Source organism: Actinoplanes sp. URMC 104 (genome assembly GCF_051386375.1).
GTDB lineage: Bacteria > Actinomycetota > Actinomycetes > Mycobacteriales > Micromonosporaceae > Actinoplanes.
On the sequence record NZ_JBPQTO010000007.1, the window covers coordinates 223,316 to 240,272 of the forward strand.

16 protein-coding genes are annotated in these 16,957 nt (G+C 74.5%); 1 reads left to right on the forward strand and 15 read right to left on the reverse strand.

Annotation, left to right across the window (positions count from 1 at the left end):
* Positions 1-2: 2 nt before the first annotated feature.
* From ACSNN8_RS22695 to ACSNN8_RS22740, 10 genes are read right to left on the reverse strand one after another with little or no spacing between them, the layout of a single operon-like run.
* Positions 3-974: a DNA topoisomerase IB gene (locus ACSNN8_RS22695; RefSeq protein WP_436651287.1), complete on the reverse strand. Its 972-nt coding sequence runs from the start codon at positions 972-974 to the stop codon at positions 3-5.
* The gene (locus tag ACSNN8_RS22700; RefSeq protein WP_436651288.1) at positions 955-1,878 is read right to left on the reverse strand and encodes a glycosyltransferase family 9 protein; all 924 of its coding nucleotides are present in this window, start codon (positions 1,876-1,878) and stop codon (positions 955-957) included. The genes ACSNN8_RS22695 and ACSNN8_RS22700 overlap by 20 nt, the downstream gene beginning before the upstream one ends.
* Positions 1,875-2,555 carry an SDR family oxidoreductase gene (locus tag ACSNN8_RS22705; RefSeq protein ID WP_436651289.1) on the reverse strand — a complete coding sequence of 227 codons (681 nt, stop codon included), beginning with the start codon at positions 2,553-2,555 and terminating at the stop codon, positions 1,875-1,877. Before ACSNN8_RS22705 ends, ACSNN8_RS22700 begins: the two co-directional genes overlap by 4 nt.
* Before the next feature lie 3 nt (positions 2,556-2,558).
* The gene (locus tag ACSNN8_RS22710; RefSeq protein WP_436651290.1) at positions 2,559-3,944 is read right to left on the reverse strand and encodes a PfkB family carbohydrate kinase; all 1,386 of its coding nucleotides are present in this window, start codon (positions 3,942-3,944) and stop codon (positions 2,559-2,561) included.
* Positions 3,941-4,570 carry a D-sedoheptulose-7-phosphate isomerase gene (locus ACSNN8_RS22715; protein WP_436651291.1) on the reverse strand — a complete coding sequence of 210 codons (630 nt, stop codon included), beginning with the start codon at positions 4,568-4,570 and terminating at the stop codon, positions 3,941-3,943. Before ACSNN8_RS22715 ends, ACSNN8_RS22710 begins: the two co-directional genes overlap by 4 nt.
* The gene (locus ACSNN8_RS22720) at positions 4,570-5,790 is read right to left on the reverse strand and encodes a glycosyltransferase (RefSeq protein WP_436651293.1); all 1,221 of its coding nucleotides are present in this window, start codon (positions 5,788-5,790) and stop codon (positions 4,570-4,572) included. The genes ACSNN8_RS22715 and ACSNN8_RS22720 overlap by 1 nt, the downstream gene beginning before the upstream one ends.
* A complete protein-coding gene (locus ACSNN8_RS22725) occupies positions 5,781-6,701 on the reverse strand; it encodes a glycosyltransferase (RefSeq protein ID WP_436651294.1) in 921 nt (306 codons plus the stop codon). The genes ACSNN8_RS22720 and ACSNN8_RS22725 overlap by 10 nt, the downstream gene beginning before the upstream one ends.
* Positions 6,698-8,269, reverse strand: coding sequence for an HAD-IIIA family hydrolase (locus ACSNN8_RS22730; protein ID WP_436651295.1), 1,572 nt, complete (start codon positions 8,267-8,269; stop codon positions 6,698-6,700). The genes ACSNN8_RS22725 and ACSNN8_RS22730 overlap by 4 nt, the downstream gene beginning before the upstream one ends.
* Positions 8,266-9,216, reverse strand: coding sequence for a glycosyltransferase family 2 protein (locus tag ACSNN8_RS22735; protein ID WP_436651296.1), 951 nt, complete (start codon positions 9,214-9,216; stop codon positions 8,266-8,268). Before ACSNN8_RS22735 ends, ACSNN8_RS22730 begins: the two co-directional genes overlap by 4 nt.
* Complete coding sequence (locus ACSNN8_RS22740; protein WP_436651297.1) at positions 9,213-10,841, reverse strand: carbamoyltransferase family protein; 1,629 nt, start codon at positions 10,839-10,841, stop codon at positions 9,213-9,215. Before ACSNN8_RS22740 ends, ACSNN8_RS22735 begins: the two co-directional genes overlap by 4 nt.
* 154 nt (positions 10,842-10,995) lie before the next feature.
* On the opposite strand from ACSNN8_RS22740, the gene ACSNN8_RS22745 reads away from it, so the two are divergent.
* Positions 10,996-12,402, forward strand: a complete 1,407-nt coding sequence (locus ACSNN8_RS22745) for an aldehyde dehydrogenase family protein (RefSeq protein ID WP_436651298.1) — start codon at positions 10,996-10,998, stop codon at positions 12,400-12,402.
* Positions 12,403-13,058: 656 nt separating this feature from the next.
* Here ACSNN8_RS22745 and ACSNN8_RS22750 read toward each other — a convergent pair.
* From ACSNN8_RS22750 to ACSNN8_RS22770, 5 genes are all read right to left on the reverse strand, one after another.
* Complete coding sequence (locus ACSNN8_RS22750; protein ID WP_436651299.1) at positions 13,059-13,904, reverse strand: glycosyltransferase family 2 protein; 846 nt, start codon at positions 13,902-13,904, stop codon at positions 13,059-13,061.
* 60 nt (positions 13,905-13,964) lie between these two features.
* Entirely contained in the window at positions 13,965-14,912 is a 948-nt protein-coding gene (locus ACSNN8_RS22755) for a TIGR03557 family F420-dependent LLM class oxidoreductase (protein ID WP_436651300.1), read from the reverse strand.
* Between the two features lie 86 nt (positions 14,913-14,998).
* Positions 14,999-15,658 carry a DUF3618 domain-containing protein gene (locus ACSNN8_RS22760; RefSeq protein ID WP_436651301.1) on the reverse strand — a complete coding sequence of 220 codons (660 nt, stop codon included), beginning with the start codon at positions 15,656-15,658 and terminating at the stop codon, positions 14,999-15,001.
* Positions 15,634-16,056 (reverse strand): phage holin family protein, encoded by a 423-nt coding sequence (locus ACSNN8_RS22765; RefSeq protein WP_436651302.1) that lies wholly within the window; start codon positions 16,054-16,056, stop codon positions 15,634-15,636. The genes ACSNN8_RS22760 and ACSNN8_RS22765 overlap by 25 nt, the downstream gene beginning before the upstream one ends.
* Complete coding sequence (locus ACSNN8_RS22770; protein ID WP_436651303.1) at positions 16,053-16,913, reverse strand: hypothetical protein; 861 nt, start codon at positions 16,911-16,913, stop codon at positions 16,053-16,055. The genes ACSNN8_RS22765 and ACSNN8_RS22770 overlap by 4 nt, the downstream gene beginning before the upstream one ends.
* Between the last annotated feature and the right edge of the window lie 44 nt (positions 16,914-16,957).

The following is a 16,957-nucleotide window of genomic DNA, read 5'->3' on the forward strand; positions in this document are numbered from 1 at the left end:
GGTCAGTCCGTGAGCAGCTTGCGGACGGCCTTCTCGTCGGGCTTGTCGACAACCTCACCCTCCTCGTACGCCTCGATCACCCGGGGGTCGACGTAGGACGCGCGCGCCACCGCCGGCGTGTTGCCGAGCAGCTCGGCGACCTCCTTCATGGCGTGCGACACCGCCTTCTTGCGCTTGGCCTCGGTGGGCTGCGGCCCGGTCTCGGCGAGCGCCTCCGCCGCCTTGACGGTGCCCTGCCACGTCCGGAAGTCCTTGGCCGTCATCTGCTCGCCGCTGATCTCGCGCAGGTACTCGTTGACCGCGTCGGCCCGGATCTCCTGCCACCGGCGCTGCGCCTTGTCGTAGTAGGCGAACAGCCGGGTCTCGCCGCGGCGGCGGCGCTTGAGGTCGCGCAGCACCTGGCACACCTCGCCGTCGTCGACCGAGCACGAGTGCTCGACGCCGGACTTGCCCTTGTACTCCAGCAGCACGCAGCCGCCGCTGGTGCGCACGTGCTCGGGGCGCAGCGTGGACAGCCCGAACGACGGGTCGTCCTCGCGGACCGCGTACTGGTCGCTGCCGATGCGGAACATGCCCATGTCGAGCAGCCGCACGATCGCCGCGAGCACCCGTTCGCGGGTGAGCCCGCGGCCCTCGGTGAGATCGCCGCAGAGCCGCTGCCGGATCTTGGGCAGCCGCCCGGCGACCTCGAGCGCGTGGTCGAACTTCGCCTCGTCGCGCGCGGTGCGCCAGGCGTCGTGGTAGCGGTACTGCTTGCGCCCGGCCACGTCGACGCCGGTCGCCTGGATGTGCCCGCGCGGGTCCGGGGAGATCCACACGTCCTTCCACGCGGGCGGGATGACCAGTGCCTTGATCCGCTCGAGCGCCTCGGGGTCCTTGAGCGGCGAGCCGTCGGTGTCGCGGTAGGCGAAGCCCTTGCCGGCGCGCTGCCGGGAGTAGCCGGGCCGGGTGAGGTCAGATCTGCGCAGCCGCACCGGTCACCTCGCGGGCAGCGTCGAGCACCTCGCCGGGCCGCACGGCCAGCAGCGCCGGGTGCACGCCCGGTTCCATGCTGTCGCCGGGCTCGCTGCGGGTGCCGTGCCAGATCGCCCGGTGCTGCGGCCGGGCGGGCGGTCCCCAGCGGGCCGGGGACATCGGGCCGAACAGGACGACCGAGGGCGTACGGTACGCCGTCGCGAGGTGGGCGATGCCGGTGTCGCCGCTGACGACGAGCCGGGCGTACGCCACCAGGGCGGCGAGCTCGCCCAGATCGGTGCGCGGCACCGCGTCCGTGCCGAGGCCGGCGTGCTCGGCGACCCGTACGGCCAGGTCCCGCTCGGCCGCCGAGCCGGTGATCAGCACGCGGTGCCCCTCGGCGCGCAGCTGCTTCGCGACGGCCGCGTAGCGCTCGACGGGCCAGCGGCGCGACGGCGACTTCGCGCCCGGGTGGATGATCGTCGCGCCCTTCACCGGCGCCGCGGCCGGCCGGATCAGCGACAGATCCGACCCGTCCGCGTCGACGCCGTAGTGGCGTACCAGCCGGCACCAGCGTTGCACCTCGTGCTCCTCTGCGTTCCAGGACGGACCGTCGAGATGCCCCGCCTCGGGGCAGGCAAACGCCCAGAGTTTGGCCGGGTGCGCGGCCTGCAGCAGCCGGTGCGACTGCGGGCCGCTGCCGTGCAGGTTCACGGCGATCTCCGCCTCGGGCAGCGGCGCCGGGGAGAGGTCCGCGACCGCCACGACGCGGTCGACGCCGCCGATCAGGTCGATCAGCGGCGTCAGCCAGGTCGGTGCGGCCAGGGCGAGGGTGTGGTCCGGGAAGGCAGCGCGGAGCCCGCGCAGGGCGGGCACCGCGGCTGCCAGGTCCCCCACGCCGAGCGCGCGCAGGGCGAGGATCACGGGTACGAGCTCTCCTGCTCGGCCGCGATGACCAGCTCCCGGATCGCGCAGCCGCGCGGCTGGCCGAGCGCGAACATGATCGCGTTCGCGACGTTGGCCGGGTCGTTGAGGATCGCGTCCGGCCCCGGCTTGTACTGCTCGTCGCGGTCGTCGAAGAACTTCGTGCGCATGCCGCCGGGGATCACCAGCGTGACGTTGACCTGCCCGGCCAGCTCGGCCGAGAGCGCCCGGGTGAAGCCGACCACGCCGAACTTCGCCGCGCAGTACGCGGTGGCGTCGCTGACCGCCTTGACGCCCAGCGTGGAGGCGACGGTGACGACGCCGCCGTGCGACTCCTTGAGCGCCGGGATCGCGGCCCGGATCACCGCGGCCGTCGAGAGCAGGTCGATGGTGACGATCCGGTCCCAGGTCTCGCCCGGGATGTCGGCCAGCGCGCCGGGCACGTCCATGCCGGCCGCGGTGACCACGCCGTCGATGCTGCCGCCGGCCTGCTCGATGGCCTGCCGGGTGGCGGCCTCGGCCGCGCGGGTGTCGGCCAGGTCGCACTCGATCCAGGCGACGCCCTCGGCGGGCTGCTGACGGTCGATGACGAACGGGCGGCCGCCGGCCTTGCGAACGGCGTCGACCACGGCGGCGCCGAGCCCGCTCGAGCCGCCGGTGACGATCACTGCGTCCATGTGTTACCTCCGGGTGGATGCGGCCTGGGCCGCGGCGATGGTGCTGGTGGTGGAGCGGCCGTCGAGATAGGGCACGAAGACGGTCTGGCCGCCCCAGCGCTTGACGAGCTCGGCCTCCGGGACGGAGTCGTAGTCGCCGCCCTTGACCCAGACGTCCGGGCGCAGCCAGCTCAGCACGGCCTCGGGCGTGGACTCCTCGAACACGACGACGGCGTCGACGCAGTCGAGGGCGGCGAGCAGCCGGGCGCGGTCGTTCTGCGGGTTGAGCGGCCGGTCCGGGCCCTTGAGCCCGCGCACCGAGTCGTCGCTGTTGAGGCAGACGATCAGGCAGTCGCCGAGCTTGCGGGCGGCGCGCAGGGTGGCGAGGTGGCCGACGTGCAGCAGGTCGAAGCAGCCGCCGGTGGCGACCACCGTGCCGCCGCGCGAGCGGATCTCGGCGGCGAGCCGGCCGGCCTGCTCGGCGCCGATCCGCTCGGGCGCCGGCTGCTCCTCGACCTCCGGCCGGGGAGCCAGCGCCGCGGTGACGCCGCCGCCGGCGACGTACGCGGAGGCCGCCTCGACCGCCTGCTGCACGGCCTCGGAGACCAGCGCGCCCGAGGCGAGCGCCAACGCGGCCGTGGCCGCGAACCGGTCCCCCGCGCCGCACGTGTCGCCGTCGGCCACCGTCGGGGCCGGGACGACCAGCGGCGTCGACCCCGAGTGGCAGAGCACCGCGCCGTCGCCGCCGCAGGTGACGACGACCGCGCCGGCCCGCCAGTGCTGGCGCAGCGCCTGCCCGCCGCGCTGGGCGGCGGCAAGGGTGGAGCCGCCGCCCGCGTCGCCGGAGAGCTTGCGCACCTCGGACAGGTTCGGGGTGACCAACCGCGCGTTGGGCACCGGCTGGGGGCCGTTGGGGTGCGGGTCCCAGACGATCGGGGCCTTGGTCTCGCCCAGCGCGCGGCGCACCTCGGCGTGCCGGGCGACGCCACGCCCGTAGTCGCTGACCAGGATGGCCTTGGCGTCGCGCAGCAGCTCCAGCACGGCCTCGGGCGCGGGGCCGGGAGCCTGCGGCTCGCCGCCGCGGTCCAGGCGCAGCAGCACGTGGCCGTCGGCGCGCATCCGCACCTTCTCGGGCGTGGCGCCGGGCAGCGGCAGCGCGTACACCTGGACGCCGGCCTCGGTGAGCAGCTCGCTGAGCCGGGCACCGCCCGCGTCGTCGGCCAGCGCCGTGACCAGCGCGACGTCCTCACCGGACTGAGCGGCCAGCAGCGCGGCCAGGCCGGCGCCGCCGGGGCGCTCCGAGACGTGCTCCTCGTCGAGCACCGGCGCGGGGGCGTCGGGCGCGACCCGGCGCACGCTGCCCTCGACGTCGCGGTCGAGCAGGGTGTCGCCCACGATGACCAGGCTCATACGCCGACCTCCACCTTGAAGTCCGCGAAAGGGGCGTCCTGGCGCCCTCCGAGCACCGCGGGCAGCTCCCGGTCCAGGTACTCGCACATCAGGTGCACCGCGACCAGGTGCAGCTCCTGCACGACCTGGCTCTCCGGCGACGGGCAGCACAGCGCGTCGTCGGAGGCGTCGGCGAGCGGGCCCGCCTCGCCGATCATCGCCCAGGTGCGCAGCCCGCACTCCTTGGCGGCGCGCACGGCGGTCAGCAGGTTGGGGCTGCGCCCGCTGGTCGAGAGCGTGAGCAGCACGTCGCCGGGGCGGCCGTGGGCGCGCACCTGCCGGGCGAAGACCTCGTCGAAGCCGTAGTCGTTGCCGATCGCGGTGACCGCCGAGGAGTCCGGGGTGAGCGCGATCGCCGACAGCGGCCGCCGCTCGTCGCGCAGCCGGCCGACCAGCTCGGCGGCCAGGTGCTGCGCCTCGGCCGCGCTGCCGCCGTTGCCGGCGACCAGCAGGCGCCCGCCCTGGCCGAGGTGCCAGGCCAGGTCGGCGCCCCAGCGGGCGAGCTTGCCGGACATCGCCCGGAACGGGACGATCGCGGCGGCGAGCGCGGTCAGGTGCTTGTCGGTGGGGGTGAGATCGAGGTCCATCAGGCGACTGCCTCCCGGGTGGTTTCGGTGGCGACTCCGGCGACGCTCGCGTAGACCTCGGCGAGCCGGTCCGCGATGCGGGGCCAGGCGTAGGAGTGCACGGTGCGGTCGACGGCCGCGGCCGCGTAGGACAGGCGGCGCACCTCGCTGACGGCGAGCCTGCGCAGCGCGACGCCGAGGCGGGCCGGGTCACGGGCGGGCACGAGGTCGCCGGTGACGCCGTCGACCACGGTGTCGGCGAGCCCGCCGACCGCGGTCGCCACGACCGGGACGCCGCAGGCCATCGCCTCGAGCGCGGTGAGGCCGAACGGCTCGTACCAGGGGGTGGCGGCGAGGATGTCGGCGGAGCGGTACCAGCGGGGCATCTCGTGCGAGGGCACGGCGCCGGCGAGCACCACGCGGCCGGCCACCCCGCTCGTCTCGGCGAGGCGCAGCAGCTTGCGGGCGTACGGGTCGTCGGCCAGCTCGGCCCGCGGCGGCCCGCCCACGACGACGAGCTCGGCGCCCGGCACCGCGGGCAGCGCGCGCACCAGGTCCTCGACGCCCTTGCGCTCGACGAGCCGGGCGACGGTCAGGATGCGCACGAGGCTGCGGTCGCGCGGCACGGACGGGCCGTCCGGGCTGAACCGTTCGGTGTTGACGCCGCTGGGCACCAGCGTCATCTGCGAGCGCGGCACGCCCAGGCGCAGCAGCTCGCGGATCTCGTCCTGGCACTGCACGATCACGCAGTCGACGGCCCGGCCGAGCTCGCGCTCGTAGGCGATGCGGCGCGGCGGGCTGGTGTCCGCGGCGCCCTGGTGGCGGCGCTTGACCGAGCCGAGCGCGTGGTACGTCTGCACCACCGGCACGTCGCACTGCCGCCCGGCGGTGACCGCGGCGAGCCCGCTCATCCAGAAGTGGGCGTGCGCCACGTCCGGGCTCCACTCGGTACGCCAGTCGGCGGCCATCCACTCGGCGAACGCGCCCATGAACGGCAGCAGCTCGTCCTTGGGCAGCACCTGCGCCGGGCCGGCCGGCACGTGCACGACGTCGATCCGCTCGCCCATCGGCATGACCGTGGGCAGGTCGGGGCTGTCCCGGCGGGTGTAGACGCGCACCTCGTGCCCGGCCGCGGCGAGCGCCCCGGCCAGCTCGGCCACGTGCGCGTTCTGCCCGCCCGCGTCGATGCCGCCGAGCGCGGCCAGCGGGCTGGCGTGTTCCGAGATCATCGCTATGCGCATGTTTCCTCCTCGAGCAGGCGGTCCCAGTCCGCGAGGAACCGGTCCAGCCCGTAGCGGGCGAGGGCGACCTGGCGGGCGCGGGCGCCCAGGCTGCGGGCCGCGGCGTCGTCCTCCAACAGCCAGTGCGCGGCCTCGACGAGCGTGGCGACCCGGGTGTCGAGCACTCCGGCGTCCGGGGGCACGGCGACGACCGCCTCGGTGGTGGCCAGGCCGATCACCGGCATGCCCATCTGCATGGCCTCGATCAGGCTCAGCCCCAGCGACGTCCACCGGGTCAGGTGCAGATAGACGCGGCGCTGGGCGACCAGCGTGTGCATCCGGTGCTGCGGCGGGTCGTCGTACGGGGTGATCCGCTCGCTGCGCAGCCCCTCGACGCCCATGCCGAAGACGTCCAGCGGCGCCACCGACGTGAACCGGCCGAACAGGTCGGTGCCGGTGACCCGCTGCCGGCGTACGGGCTCGTTGGTGACCACCGCGAGGTGCGGCAGCTCGCCGGTCCAGCGCGCCTTCGGCTCCACGATGCCGTGCTCGATGACCGTGGTGCGGGTGCCGCCGTTGTCCCAGAACAGCTCGTTGAAGTCGGTGACGTGGGCGATGACCAGGTCGTCCCGGTCGGCCATCGGGTGCCGGCTGTTCGGCACGTCGCCCTTGGGGGTGTTGTGCTCGACGTAGATCACCGGCACGCCCTTGGGCACCAGCTCGAGCTCCTCGGGGCGCTGCACGATCGCCACGTCGACGTCGCGGATCTGCTCCAGCGGCAGCTCCTCGACCGAGTCGGGCCAGTCGAAGGTCTGCGCCCGGCCGCGTCCCCACGCGTCGCGGGCCTCGTTGACCGGGATGACGTAGTGGTGCTTCCCCTGGACGAACGAGGTGGTCCAGGAGCCGTGCACGTGCCAGAGAAGGATCTTCACGCGGCGGCCTCGGCAATCTCGGCGGGGGCGGCGAGACGGGCGACGGCCGCGACCACCTCCGCCGGTTCGATGGTGGACAGACAGGGGTGTCCGGCGACCGGGCACGTGGTGGCCCGGGTGTTCCGGCAGGGTGCGGCGGCGTCGCCGAGCCGCACGGTGGGCACGCGGTAGGGGCCCCACTGGCCGAACGGGACGGTGGGGGCGTACAGGCTGACGACCGGGGTGCCGACGGCGGCGGCCAGGTGCGCCGGGCCGGTGTTCGCGACCACCAGGCAGGACGCGCCGGCCAGCAGCTCGGCGAGCTCGGGCATCGTGGTGCGGCCGACCTCCTCGCCGGCGGTCCCGGCGACGTAGGCGGCCAGGTGGCGCTCCTGCGGCCCGCCGGTGACGAGCACCCGGTGGCCGGCCCCGGCCAGCGCGGCGACGATGCCGCGCAGGGTCTCGGGCGGGCAGGAGCGCGCCTCGCAGCTGGCGCCGGGGTGGACCACGACGTACTCCCCCGGGCCGCGGCGGGCCGCGCCGGTGACCCGCATCCGGCCGTCGTCGCCGGGCGGCAGAGCGAACCCGGCGGCGGCCGCGACGCTGCGGGCCCGCTCGGGCTCGGGCAGCCCCGCGGGGACGCCGCGGTGCCGCACGTCCAGCAGCGAGCCGGGGTAGTCCTCGCTGATCGCGGTGATCCGGCCGATCCCGGCCAGCCGCATGAGCAGGGCCAGCGGCAGCGCCGACTGGTGGAACGAGGTGAACACGACCGCCTCGTCCGCGCCGGTCGCGCGCAGCCGCTCGGTCAGCGCCGCCATGTCGTCCGGGTCGACCGGCCCGGGCTGCGCGTCGATCCACGGCAGCCGCCACTCGACGATCTCGTCGACGCCGGGCAGCACCTCGGCGGCGTGCCGACCGCGCGGGCCGCACAGCAGTACGACGCGCTCCGCGCCGGCCGCCACCGCGCGGATCGCGGGGCCGGTGACCAGCACGTCGCCGGCCGAGTCCGACCGCACGACCAGCACGGTGCCGGCCCGGGCCGGGCGGGGCGCGGGCGTGACCAGGGCCTCGCGGGCCAGGATCAGCTCGGCCGCGGCGGTGATCGTCCCGGCCACGACGGGCGCCGCGGCGACCTCGCCGGGCAGCGTGACCCCGGTGGGCACGAGGATGCCGGTGGCGCCGGCGGCCAGCGCGGCCTCCACGTCGCGGCCGATGTCGCCGACCATGACGCAGCGGGCCGGGGTCGTGCCGAGCGCGACGGCGGCGGCCTGCACCATGCCGGGGGCGGGCTTGCGGCAGCGGCAGCCGGCGGTGTCGTCGTGCGGGCAGATCTGCCAGTCGTCGAACGGGCCGAGCAGCTCGGACACCCGGGCGTTGACCGCGGCGAGCTGCTCGGCGGTGAAGCGGCCGCGGGCCAGGCCGGACTGGTTGGTGACCACGCCGATCCGCAGGCCCGCGGCGCGCAGCCGGTCGAGCGCCTCGCGGGCGCCGGGCACGGCCTCGACCAGGTCGGGGTCGCCGTTGTAGGGCACGTCCACGATCAGCGTGCCGTCCCGGTCGAACAGCACAGCGTCGAACAGCTCGCTCACGCCTCACGCCACTTCAGCCGGCCCCGCAGCCAGTGATAGGTGGCCACCGGCGGGATGACCGCGCTGGTGACCAGCATCGTCGCCACCTCACGGGGGTCGCGGGGGCCGGGGGCGATGCGCGCCGCGGCGAACTCGGCGGTGCCCGCCGCCCAGGCGGTCGCGGCCAGCGCGGCCAACCGGGGCCGTCCCGCGGCGAGCGCCATGATCGCGGCGAGCCCGGCGACGGTCGTGGCCACGTGCCGGGGGCGGCGGCCGGGCGGGATCTCGAGCAGCTCGCGCCACCGGGGGCCGTACAGGCGGCGCAGCAGCGCGTCGTCGGCGTTGCCGCGCTGGGTGCGCACGCTGACCCACGGGCTTTCCGGCCGTACGGGGTGGGTCACCCGGCGACGTCCGCGCACCAGCGTCCAGCCGTCCCGGCGTACGCGGTAGGCGATCTCGGCGTCCTCGCGGAACGCCCGCGGCAGCCGCTCGTCGAAGCCGCCGCACTGCTCCAGCGCGGCGCGGCGGTACGCCATGTCCGCGGTGATCCAGGCGCCGTCGGCGAGCCCGGCGGTGACACGCTCCCAGTCGGTGGGCCGCCGGTCGGCCGGCAGCGGCACCCGCAGCTCGCCCTGGATGCCGCCCACCTCGTCGCCCGCCGCGGCCAGGTCGTCGGCGAGCCGGTCGGCCCAGTCGGCGTCGGGCACCACGTCGTCGTCGAGGAACGCCACCCAGTCGTGCCGGGCGGCGCGCCAGCCGACGTTGCGGGCGGCCGCCGGCCCGGCCGCCGGTCCGGCGAGGACCTTCGCCTCGACGCCGGCCGGCAGCTCGAGCGGCGGCGGGTTGCCCGGCCGGTCGTCGACGAGCAGCAGCTCGAGGTCGTGCTTCGCCAGGCCGGGAGCCAGGGCCTCGAGGAGGACCGTCAGGCTGGGCCGGCCGAGCGTGGGGATCACGACGGTCGCCGTCACGCCCCGAAGGCCTTCGCGCGGTGGACGGCGAACGGGCCTATCGCGAGCAGGTCGACGGGCGCCGAGCCGAACAGCTCCATCGCCTCGCGCGGCGTGTCCACCATCGGGCGGCCGGCCGTGTTCAGCGAGGTGTTGACGACCACGGGGATGCCGGTGCGCCGCTCGAACTCGGCGAGCATCTCGGCCACCAGCGGCTCGGTCTCGGTGTGGACGGTCTGCACGCGGGCGGTGCCGTCGACGTGGGTGACCGCCGGGATGCGGTCCTTCCACTCCGGCTTCACCTGATGCACGAACAGCATGTACGGGCTGGGGTAGACGCCGGTGAAGATGTCGTCGAACCGCTCGGCCCGCACCATCGGCGCGATCGGGCGGAACTGCTCGCGGCCCTTCACGTTGTTCATGCGGGTCTGGGTGTCGGAGTCGCCGGGGTGCGCGAGCAGCGACCGGTGGCCCAGCGCGCGCGGGCCGTACTCGCTGCGGCCCTGGTACCAGGCGACGATGCCGTTGTCCGCGAGCACCCTGGCGGCCTCCGCGGCGATCGACTCGGGGCGGGTGTAGGGCAGCGCGGCCCGCTGCAGCTCGGCCTCGAGCTCCTCGTCGGTCCAGCCGCGGCCCAGCGCGGCGGTGCCGAACGGGATGTTCTTGGACTGCACCGCGAGCGCGGCGCCCAGCGCGGTGCCGGAGTCGCCGGCCGCGGGCTGCACCCAGACCCGCTCGAACGGGGTCTCGGCCGCGATGCGGGCGTTCGCCACGCAGTTGAGCGCGGTGCCGCCGGCCATCGTCAGGGTCTTGAGGCCGCCGGAGCGCTCGTACGTCCACTTCGCCAGCTCGACGAGCACCTCCTCGAGCCGCACCTGCACGCTGGAGGCCAGGTCGGCGTGCGCGTCGGTCATCTCGCCGTCGGCGGTGCGGGCCTTGGCCATCGCGGCCCAGTCGATGCGCTCGATCGTGAAGCCGCCGTCATCGGTCGTGCGGACCAGCTCGCGGAACTGGTCGAGGAACCGCGGCCTGCCGTACGAGGCGAGCGCCATCACCTTGTACTCGTCGCTGGAGTGCAGGAAGCCCAGGTGCCGGGTCAGGTCCTCGTAGAGCAGCCCGAGCGAGTGGGGCAGCTCCTGGCTCTTGAAGATCTCGAGCTCGCCGCCGCGGAACGCGCCCGCCAGGTGGCTGGCGACCTCGCCACGCCCGTCGAGCACGAGCGTCGCGCTGTCCTCGGGCACCGACAGGCCGGCCGAGGCGGCGTGCGCCACGTGGTGCGGCACGAACCGGACCTGCTCGGGGTCGAGGCTGGGCAGCGCAGCGGCCAGGAACTGCGGCGCGCGGCGCGCGTAGTCGACGCGTACGTGGTCCCACGGGTCGCTGAGGCCCAGGCTCGCGGCGTCGCGGGTCAGTCCGGGGTCGAACGAGTACGCGACCGCGTCGAGGTCGTCGGGGCGCAGCCCGGCCTCATCGAGACACCAGGCCGCGGCCAGCTCGGGCAGCTCCCACGCGGCGAACGGCACCGGGCGCTTGCCGTGCTTGCGCCGGCTGAACCGCTCCTCCTCGGCAGCGGCGACCACCTGACCGTCGACGATCAGCGCGGCGGCCGGATCATGGAAGATCGCGTTGATTCCCAGGACTCGCATGGGCCGCCGGTTACCCCACGATCACCGACTTACTCCCAAGATCATTGACTTCTTCAAAAAAACCCGCAGTAGGGTGTCTCACCTGCACTGATAGCGCCCGGGAAGACCCCGTAAGGGCGAGTTTGGAATCCTTGCAACAGGGCAAAGGCCGGGCATGCATGACGTGGAGCAATACGTGGCGGGCGCCTGGACCCCCGGCGCCTCCGGCCGCGACCTGACCGTGGTGAACCCCGCCGACGGCACCCCGGTCACCCGGGTCCGAATCTCCTCCGAGGACGATGTGGCGCGGGCCGTGCAGGCCGCGCGCGAGGCCGCACCCGGCTGGGAGAGCACCGCGCCGGGCGCCCGCGCGGCCGCCGTGCACGCGGCCGCGAACGCCGTCGAGCAGGCCGCCGACGAGCTGGCCCGCATCATGAACGCCGAGATGGGCAAGCCGGTCGACGGCGCCCGCGAGTCCATTATGGCCGGAGTGGGCACGCTGCGGCAGTACGCCGAGCTCGGCCCCACCCACCGCGGCCGGGCGCTGGCCGGCAACGACGAGGCCATCGACCTGATGGCCTTCGGCCCGCGCGGCGTGGTCGCCGTGATCACCCCCTGGAACGACCCGGTCGCAGTGTCCTGCGGCCTGCTCGGCGCGGCGCTGGTCACCGGCAACACGGTCGTGCACAAGCCCAGCGAGCGCACCCCCGCCACCGGCTGGCGCCTCGTGCAGCTGATGGCCCCGCACCTGCCCGCCGGCGTGCTCAACCTCGTCAACGGCGACGGCCAGGTCGGCGCCGCGCTCGCAGCCTCCCCCGTCGACGTGGTCGCCCAGGTCGGCTCGACCGCCACCGGCCGCTCGATCGCCGCCGCCTGCGCCCGCACCGGCGCCAAGGCCCTGCTCGAGAACGGCGGCAGCGACCCGCTGATCGTGGACGCCGGCGTCGACCCCGCGTGGGCGGCGTCGCAGGCCGCGCTCGGCGCATTCGTCAACTCCGGCCAGATCTGCGTCGCCGTCGAGCGCATCTACGTGCACCGCGAGGTCGCCGACGCGTTCGTCGAGGCGCTCGCGGCCGAGGCCGACAACTGGGCCCCGCAGATCGGCCCGATGGTCGACCGACGGATGCGCGACTCGGTCGACGAGCAGGTGCAGCAGGCCGTCAAGGCGGGCGCGCGGGCCGTCCGCGGCGGGGCCGCTCCGGCCGGCCCGGGCGCGTACTACCCGCCGACCGTGCTCGCCGACTGCAGCGACGACATGCCCGTGATGCGCGAGGAGACGTTCGGCCCGGTCGCGCCCGTGGTCACCGTCGACTCGTTCGACGAGGCCCTCGAGCGCGCGGCCGACTCCCCGTACGGGCTGGCCGCGACCGTGCTGACCCCGTCGATGAGCAACGCCCAGCGCGCCTGGCGCCGCCTGCCCGCCGGCACCGTGAAGGTCAACGCTGTCTTCGGCGGCGCGCCCGGCGGCGCCGCCCACCCGCGGCGCGGCAGCGGGCAGGGCTTCGGCTACGGACCCGAGCTGCTCGACGAGATGACCGTCACCAAGGCCGTCCACCTGGAGGCCCCACCCGGCGGCTGGTGATCGTCTCCCAACCGGGGGCCCTCCCTCCCGGGGGCCCCCGACCCTACGGCGAACCTACGCTTTTCCGCCGATCAACGGCTGCGGTCGTCCACAGGCCGCCCGCCCCGCCGCAGCGCCGTCCACAGCCGCGCCGCCACCCGTCCACACTTCACCCGCACCGCACAGCACCGCCCGCACCGCACAGCACCGCCCGCACCGCGCGCACCGCACAGCACCGCCCGCACCGCACAGCACCGCACAGCACCGCGAGCGCCGCACGGCAACGCGAGCACCGCTCGCATAACATTGAGAGCACCGCACAGCGCCGCGATCGCCGCACGGCGACGTGAGCACCGCTCGCATGACTTGGCGAGCGCCGCACAGCACCGCGCGCGCCGCACGGCACTGCGCGCACCGCACAGCACCGCGGGCACCGCACAGCACCGGGAGCGCCGCACGGCAACGCGGGCACCCCACAGCACCGCGAGCGCCGCACAGCAATGTGAGCACCGCCCGCATAACACTGTGAACTCCGCACAGCACCGCGAGCACCGCACAGCACCGCGAGCACCGCTCTGCCCAGCAAGCCGCACGCCGCTCCAGCACAACGAGCGCCGCCCTGCGCGACGCATCACCACGGCGACCGGCGCAAGGGGACGGCGAGCGCCCCCGCCCGATCAGCCCAGCGCCCGCAGATCCGCCTCGACCGCAGCCGGCACCACCCGGCGGTGACGCCACGCCCACCCCGCCTGCCGGAGCGCGTCCACCGCCCCACCCCGGTTCTCCCGAGCGGCCGCGACCACAGTCCGAGCGACCACAGCAGCCGGCCGCCGCAGCATCGCGGTCAGCACCCGGTTGCGCGTCTCGACCCGCGCCCGCGCCCCGTTGTCGCGCCCCGACGGCAGCGGCAGGTGCCGGACGACCAGTTCCGGGACGTACGACAGTTCGTGCCCCGCCGCGGCCAGGTCCATCGCCAGCAGCGACTCCTCGCCGTAGACGAACAGCCGCGGCTCGAAGCCACCCGCGGCCAGGAATGCGTCGCGCCGCACGATGATCGAGCAGGCCAGGAAGCCCAGGATCGACGGCCCCGCCGAACCGGGCGGGGTGCCCAGCGGCGACGCGGCCATCAGCGCGTTCACCGGGTCGTCGCGCTGTTCCGGGCCGACCAGCACGCGGGCGGCCAGCAGCGCGGCGCGCGGGTGCCGGCGCATCAGCTCGGCGGCGCGGGTCAGTGACCCGGGGGTCCAGTACGAGTCGTCGTCCGCGAACGCGACGAACGGCGTCCGCGCGCGTTCTACGCCCACGTTGCGGGCCGCGGCGCCGCGGTTCTCCGCGAGCGCGATGGTCTCGACGCCCGGGAAGACCGGCGGCGGCGTGTCGGAGCCGTTGTCGACCAGGATCGTGCGGGCCCGGTGGTGCGGGAACGTCTCCCGCAGCCGGTCGGCCCGGTTGCGGGTCGCCACGACCACGGTCACCTCGTCGGTCTCGACCGTGGTCGTCGGAAGGTCAGGCGTCAACGTCACGAAGATCGCCTATACCCCGGTCCGACCGGCCGCAAGCCCCCTGATCGGGTGACCGGGCGGTTACAGCTTGCCCTTGAGCTCCTTCGCGAAGAAGTCGATGAAGCCGTCCGGGTCGGGGCCGGCGTTCATCAGCACGATGTGGTCGAAGCCCGCGTCCTTGTACTCGCCGACCATCTTCACGTACGGCTCCGGGTCCGGCCCGACCGCGAACTGCTCGGCGATGTCCTCGGGCCGCACGGTGGCCGACGCCGCCTCGAAGTTGACCGGGTTGGGCAGCTCGGCCATCACCTTCCAGCCGGTCACCGCCCAGCGGGTGGTCTCGTGCGCGGCCTTCACGGCCTCCTCGGCGGTGGGCGCCCACGCGACCGACGCCTCGGCGTACTTGGGCCCGCTGCCGCCGGCGGCCTTGAACGTCTCCACCAGGTCGGCGCGCGGCTCGGTGGCGAACAGCCCCGTGCCGTGGGTGGCGGCGAGTTCCGCGGCCTTCTTGCCGCCGGCCGCCACGGCGATGACCGGCAGCTGGTCGGGCAGGTCGAACACCTGCGCGTCCTCCAGCTGCAGGTGCTTGCCCTCGTACGACTGGTAGCCGCCCTGCCAGAGCAGGTTGATGATGTCGAGGGCCTCCACGAGCCGCTCGTGGCGCCCCTGCACGCTCGGGAAGCCCTGGCCGACGACGTGCTCGTTGAGCCGCTCGCCCGCGCCGATGCCCAGCGTGAAGCGGTTGTCCGAGATGATCGCCAGGGTCGCCGCGGCCTGCGCGATGATCGCGGGGTGGTAGCGGACCGTCGGGCAGGTCACGCCGGTGGCGAGCCCGATCCGGTCGGTCTGCGCGGCGATCGCGCTGAGCACGTTCCACGCGAACGGCGAGTGGCCCTGCACGTCGAGCCACGGGTGGAAGTGGTCGCTGATCTCGACGAAGTCGAATCCGGCCTGCTCGGCGCGGACCGCCTGCAGGATCAGGTCCTTGGGTCCGAAGGCCTCCGCGGCCAGCTTGTATCCGAATTTCATACCGGTTCAGCTTCCCCGCCGGCACCGGGGCAAACGCGTCCGAGCCGGTCCCCGCGGGGGAACCGGCTCGGAAGGTGGTGCGAGCGTCAGGAGGCGGCCGACTTGGCCTGCTCCTTGACGTCCTGCGCGTTGGACTGCGCGGTCTCCTTGGTGGTCTGCACCGCCTCCTGGGCGGTCTGCTTGACCTGGCCCACGGCCTCCTGGGCGGTGCCCGAGAGGTCGTCCTTGAGCTCGTTGGCGACGTCCTTCACCTTGTCGGTGAGGTCGCCGGAGTGCTCCTTGAGCTGCTGGCCCGCACGCCGCTCGGCGTCGGTGACCGGGATCAGCGTCGACGCGAGCAGGCCCACGCCGAAGGCGATGATGCCGGCCGCGAGCGGGTTGCCCTGCGTCTGCGACGTGACCGCGGCCGGGGCGCTGCGCACGGCGTCGGCCGCCTGGTGCGCCTTCTCGCTCGCGACGTCGCCGACCTGGGACGCCTTGTCGCTGACCGTGCTGCCGACCGACGACGCCTTGTCGCTGACCGTGCTGGTCACCGACGAGGCCTTGTCGCTCACGGTCGAGGCGGTGTCGCTGACAGTGCTGCGGGCGCTCTCGCTGCTGCCCATTACCTTCTCCTTCACCGACGTCCAACGTCGCTGCGCGACCTTGGTCGGACTGGTCTTCTCGGCGAGCAGGTCGACGTCGCGGGTGAGCGACGCCCGGGTGTCCTCGATCTGCTGCCTCAGCCGGTCGGGTTCTTCAGCCATTGGGCGTCCTCCTTGAGCGTGTCGACGGTGCGGCGCGGCATGGGGTCGACGGTCTTGAGCTTCTTCTTGCCGTTCAGGAACAGAACGCCACCGATCACGGCCCAGAGGACCGCCACGATGAGCGCCGCCCAGCCCGCGGGCATGACCGCGTCCAGGGCGAAGACCAGGGCGAAGCTGAGCAGGACGACGGCCAGGTAGGCCGCGAACGCGGCGCCGCCCAGCATCCCGCCGGCCTTGCCGGCCTTGGACGCCTCCTGCTTGAGCTCGGCCTTGGCGAGCTCGACCTCCTGCCGGAACAGCGTGGAGAGGTCGTTGCTGATGTTGCCGATCATCTCGCCGACCGAGGTCTCGGCGACCTCTTCGGGGTCGATGCGGTTGTGCGGGTGCGGAGCGGTCATCGCGGGCGCTCCGGGCTCTCGACCACGTACTCCTCGCGGACGACCGGGGTGCCGGTGCCGGTGGAGCTGTACTCGGTGGTGCTGGCGTAGCCCGGGCCGGTCGCGTACTCGTCCGTGCCGCCCGCGTAGCCGGTGGTGTAGCCGGCCGTGGTGGTGGTCACCGGAGGCGTGGTCACGGTGGCCGTGGTCTCGGTCGACGAGTAGCCGCCGTAGCCCTGGTCCGACACGAAGGAGTCGGTGCTCGGCTTCGCGGCGCCCGCGTTCGGGTCGGCCTTCGCGACGCTCTTGCCCAGGCGGCCCACGACGAAGCCGGCGGCGAGCGCCGTGGCCAGGAACGCGCCGGGACGGCGACGGGCGAAGTCCTGCACCTCGCGCAGCACGCCCTCGGGGCCGTTGCGGTCGAGGTAGTCGGCGAACTGGCGGCCGCCGTCGGCCACCCGCGAGACCACCGCGGCGGCCGGGGAGTCGCCCCGCTCGCCGCGCATCTCGTCGAGCTGGTCGGCGGTCTGCCGGATCGAGCTCACCAGCCGCTCGTTCTGGCTGCGGGCCTGGTCGCTGACGCGGTTGCGGACGTCCGAGGCGAGGTTGCCGACCTGGGCCTTGGCCTCCTGGCCGACGCGTGCGGCCTGCTCCTTGGCGGTGTCCTTGACGTCGGACGCGGCCTGGCCGGCGGCCTGACCCGTCTGGGAGGCGACCTCCTTGGCCTTCTCCTTGGCGCCGGAGGTGCTCGACCCGGTCGTGGACTGGTCGCTGTACGCCCCGGTGGGATATGTCTGAGTGGGATAGTCCGCCGTGGTCGGCACGTCGACGGGGTAGGCGTCGTCCGGCCCGCGAACGCCCGATGGCACGTCACTCATGGGGATTCCTCCAAAGGGGATTCGTCGTTGTGCCTTCGCCCGAC

Bases quoted from the DNA above. Each gene is read 5' to 3' on its own strand.
- ACSNN8_RS22710 (WP_436651290.1), bottom strand. From the start codon at position 3,944: ATGAGCCTGGTCATCGTGGGCGACACCCTGCTCGACCGCGACGTCGAG.
- ACSNN8_RS22715 (WP_436651291.1), bottom strand. From the start codon at position 4,570: ATGGACCTCGATCTCACCCCCACCGACAAGCACCTGACCGCGCTCGCC.
- ACSNN8_RS22745 (WP_436651298.1), top strand. From the start codon at position 10,996: ATGCATGACGTGGAGCAATACGTGGCGGGCGCCTGGACCCCCGGCGCC.
- ACSNN8_RS22755 (WP_436651300.1), bottom strand. From the start codon at position 14,912: ATGAAATTCGGATACAAGCTGGCCGCGGAGGCCTTCGGACCCAAGGAC.
- ACSNN8_RS22705 (WP_436651289.1), bottom strand. From the start codon at position 2,555: ATGGACGCAGTGATCGTCACCGGCGGCTCGAGCGGGCTCGGCGCCGCC.
- ACSNN8_RS22720 (WP_436651293.1), bottom strand. From the start codon at position 5,790: ATGCGCATAGCGATGATCTCGGAACACGCCAGCCCGCTGGCCGCGCTC.
- ACSNN8_RS22770 (WP_436651303.1), bottom strand. From the start codon at position 16,913: ATGAGTGACGTGCCATCGGGCGTTCGCGGGCCGGACGACGCCTACCCC.
- ACSNN8_RS22765 (WP_436651302.1), bottom strand. From the start codon at position 16,056: ATGACCGCTCCGCACCCGCACAACCGCATCGACCCCGAAGAGGTCGCC.
- ACSNN8_RS22740 (WP_436651297.1), bottom strand. From the start codon at position 10,841: ATGCGAGTCCTGGGAATCAACGCGATCTTCCATGATCCGGCCGCCGCG.
- ACSNN8_RS22760 (WP_436651301.1), bottom strand. From the start codon at position 15,658: ATGGCTGAAGAACCCGACCGGCTGAGGCAGCAGATCGAGGACACCCGG.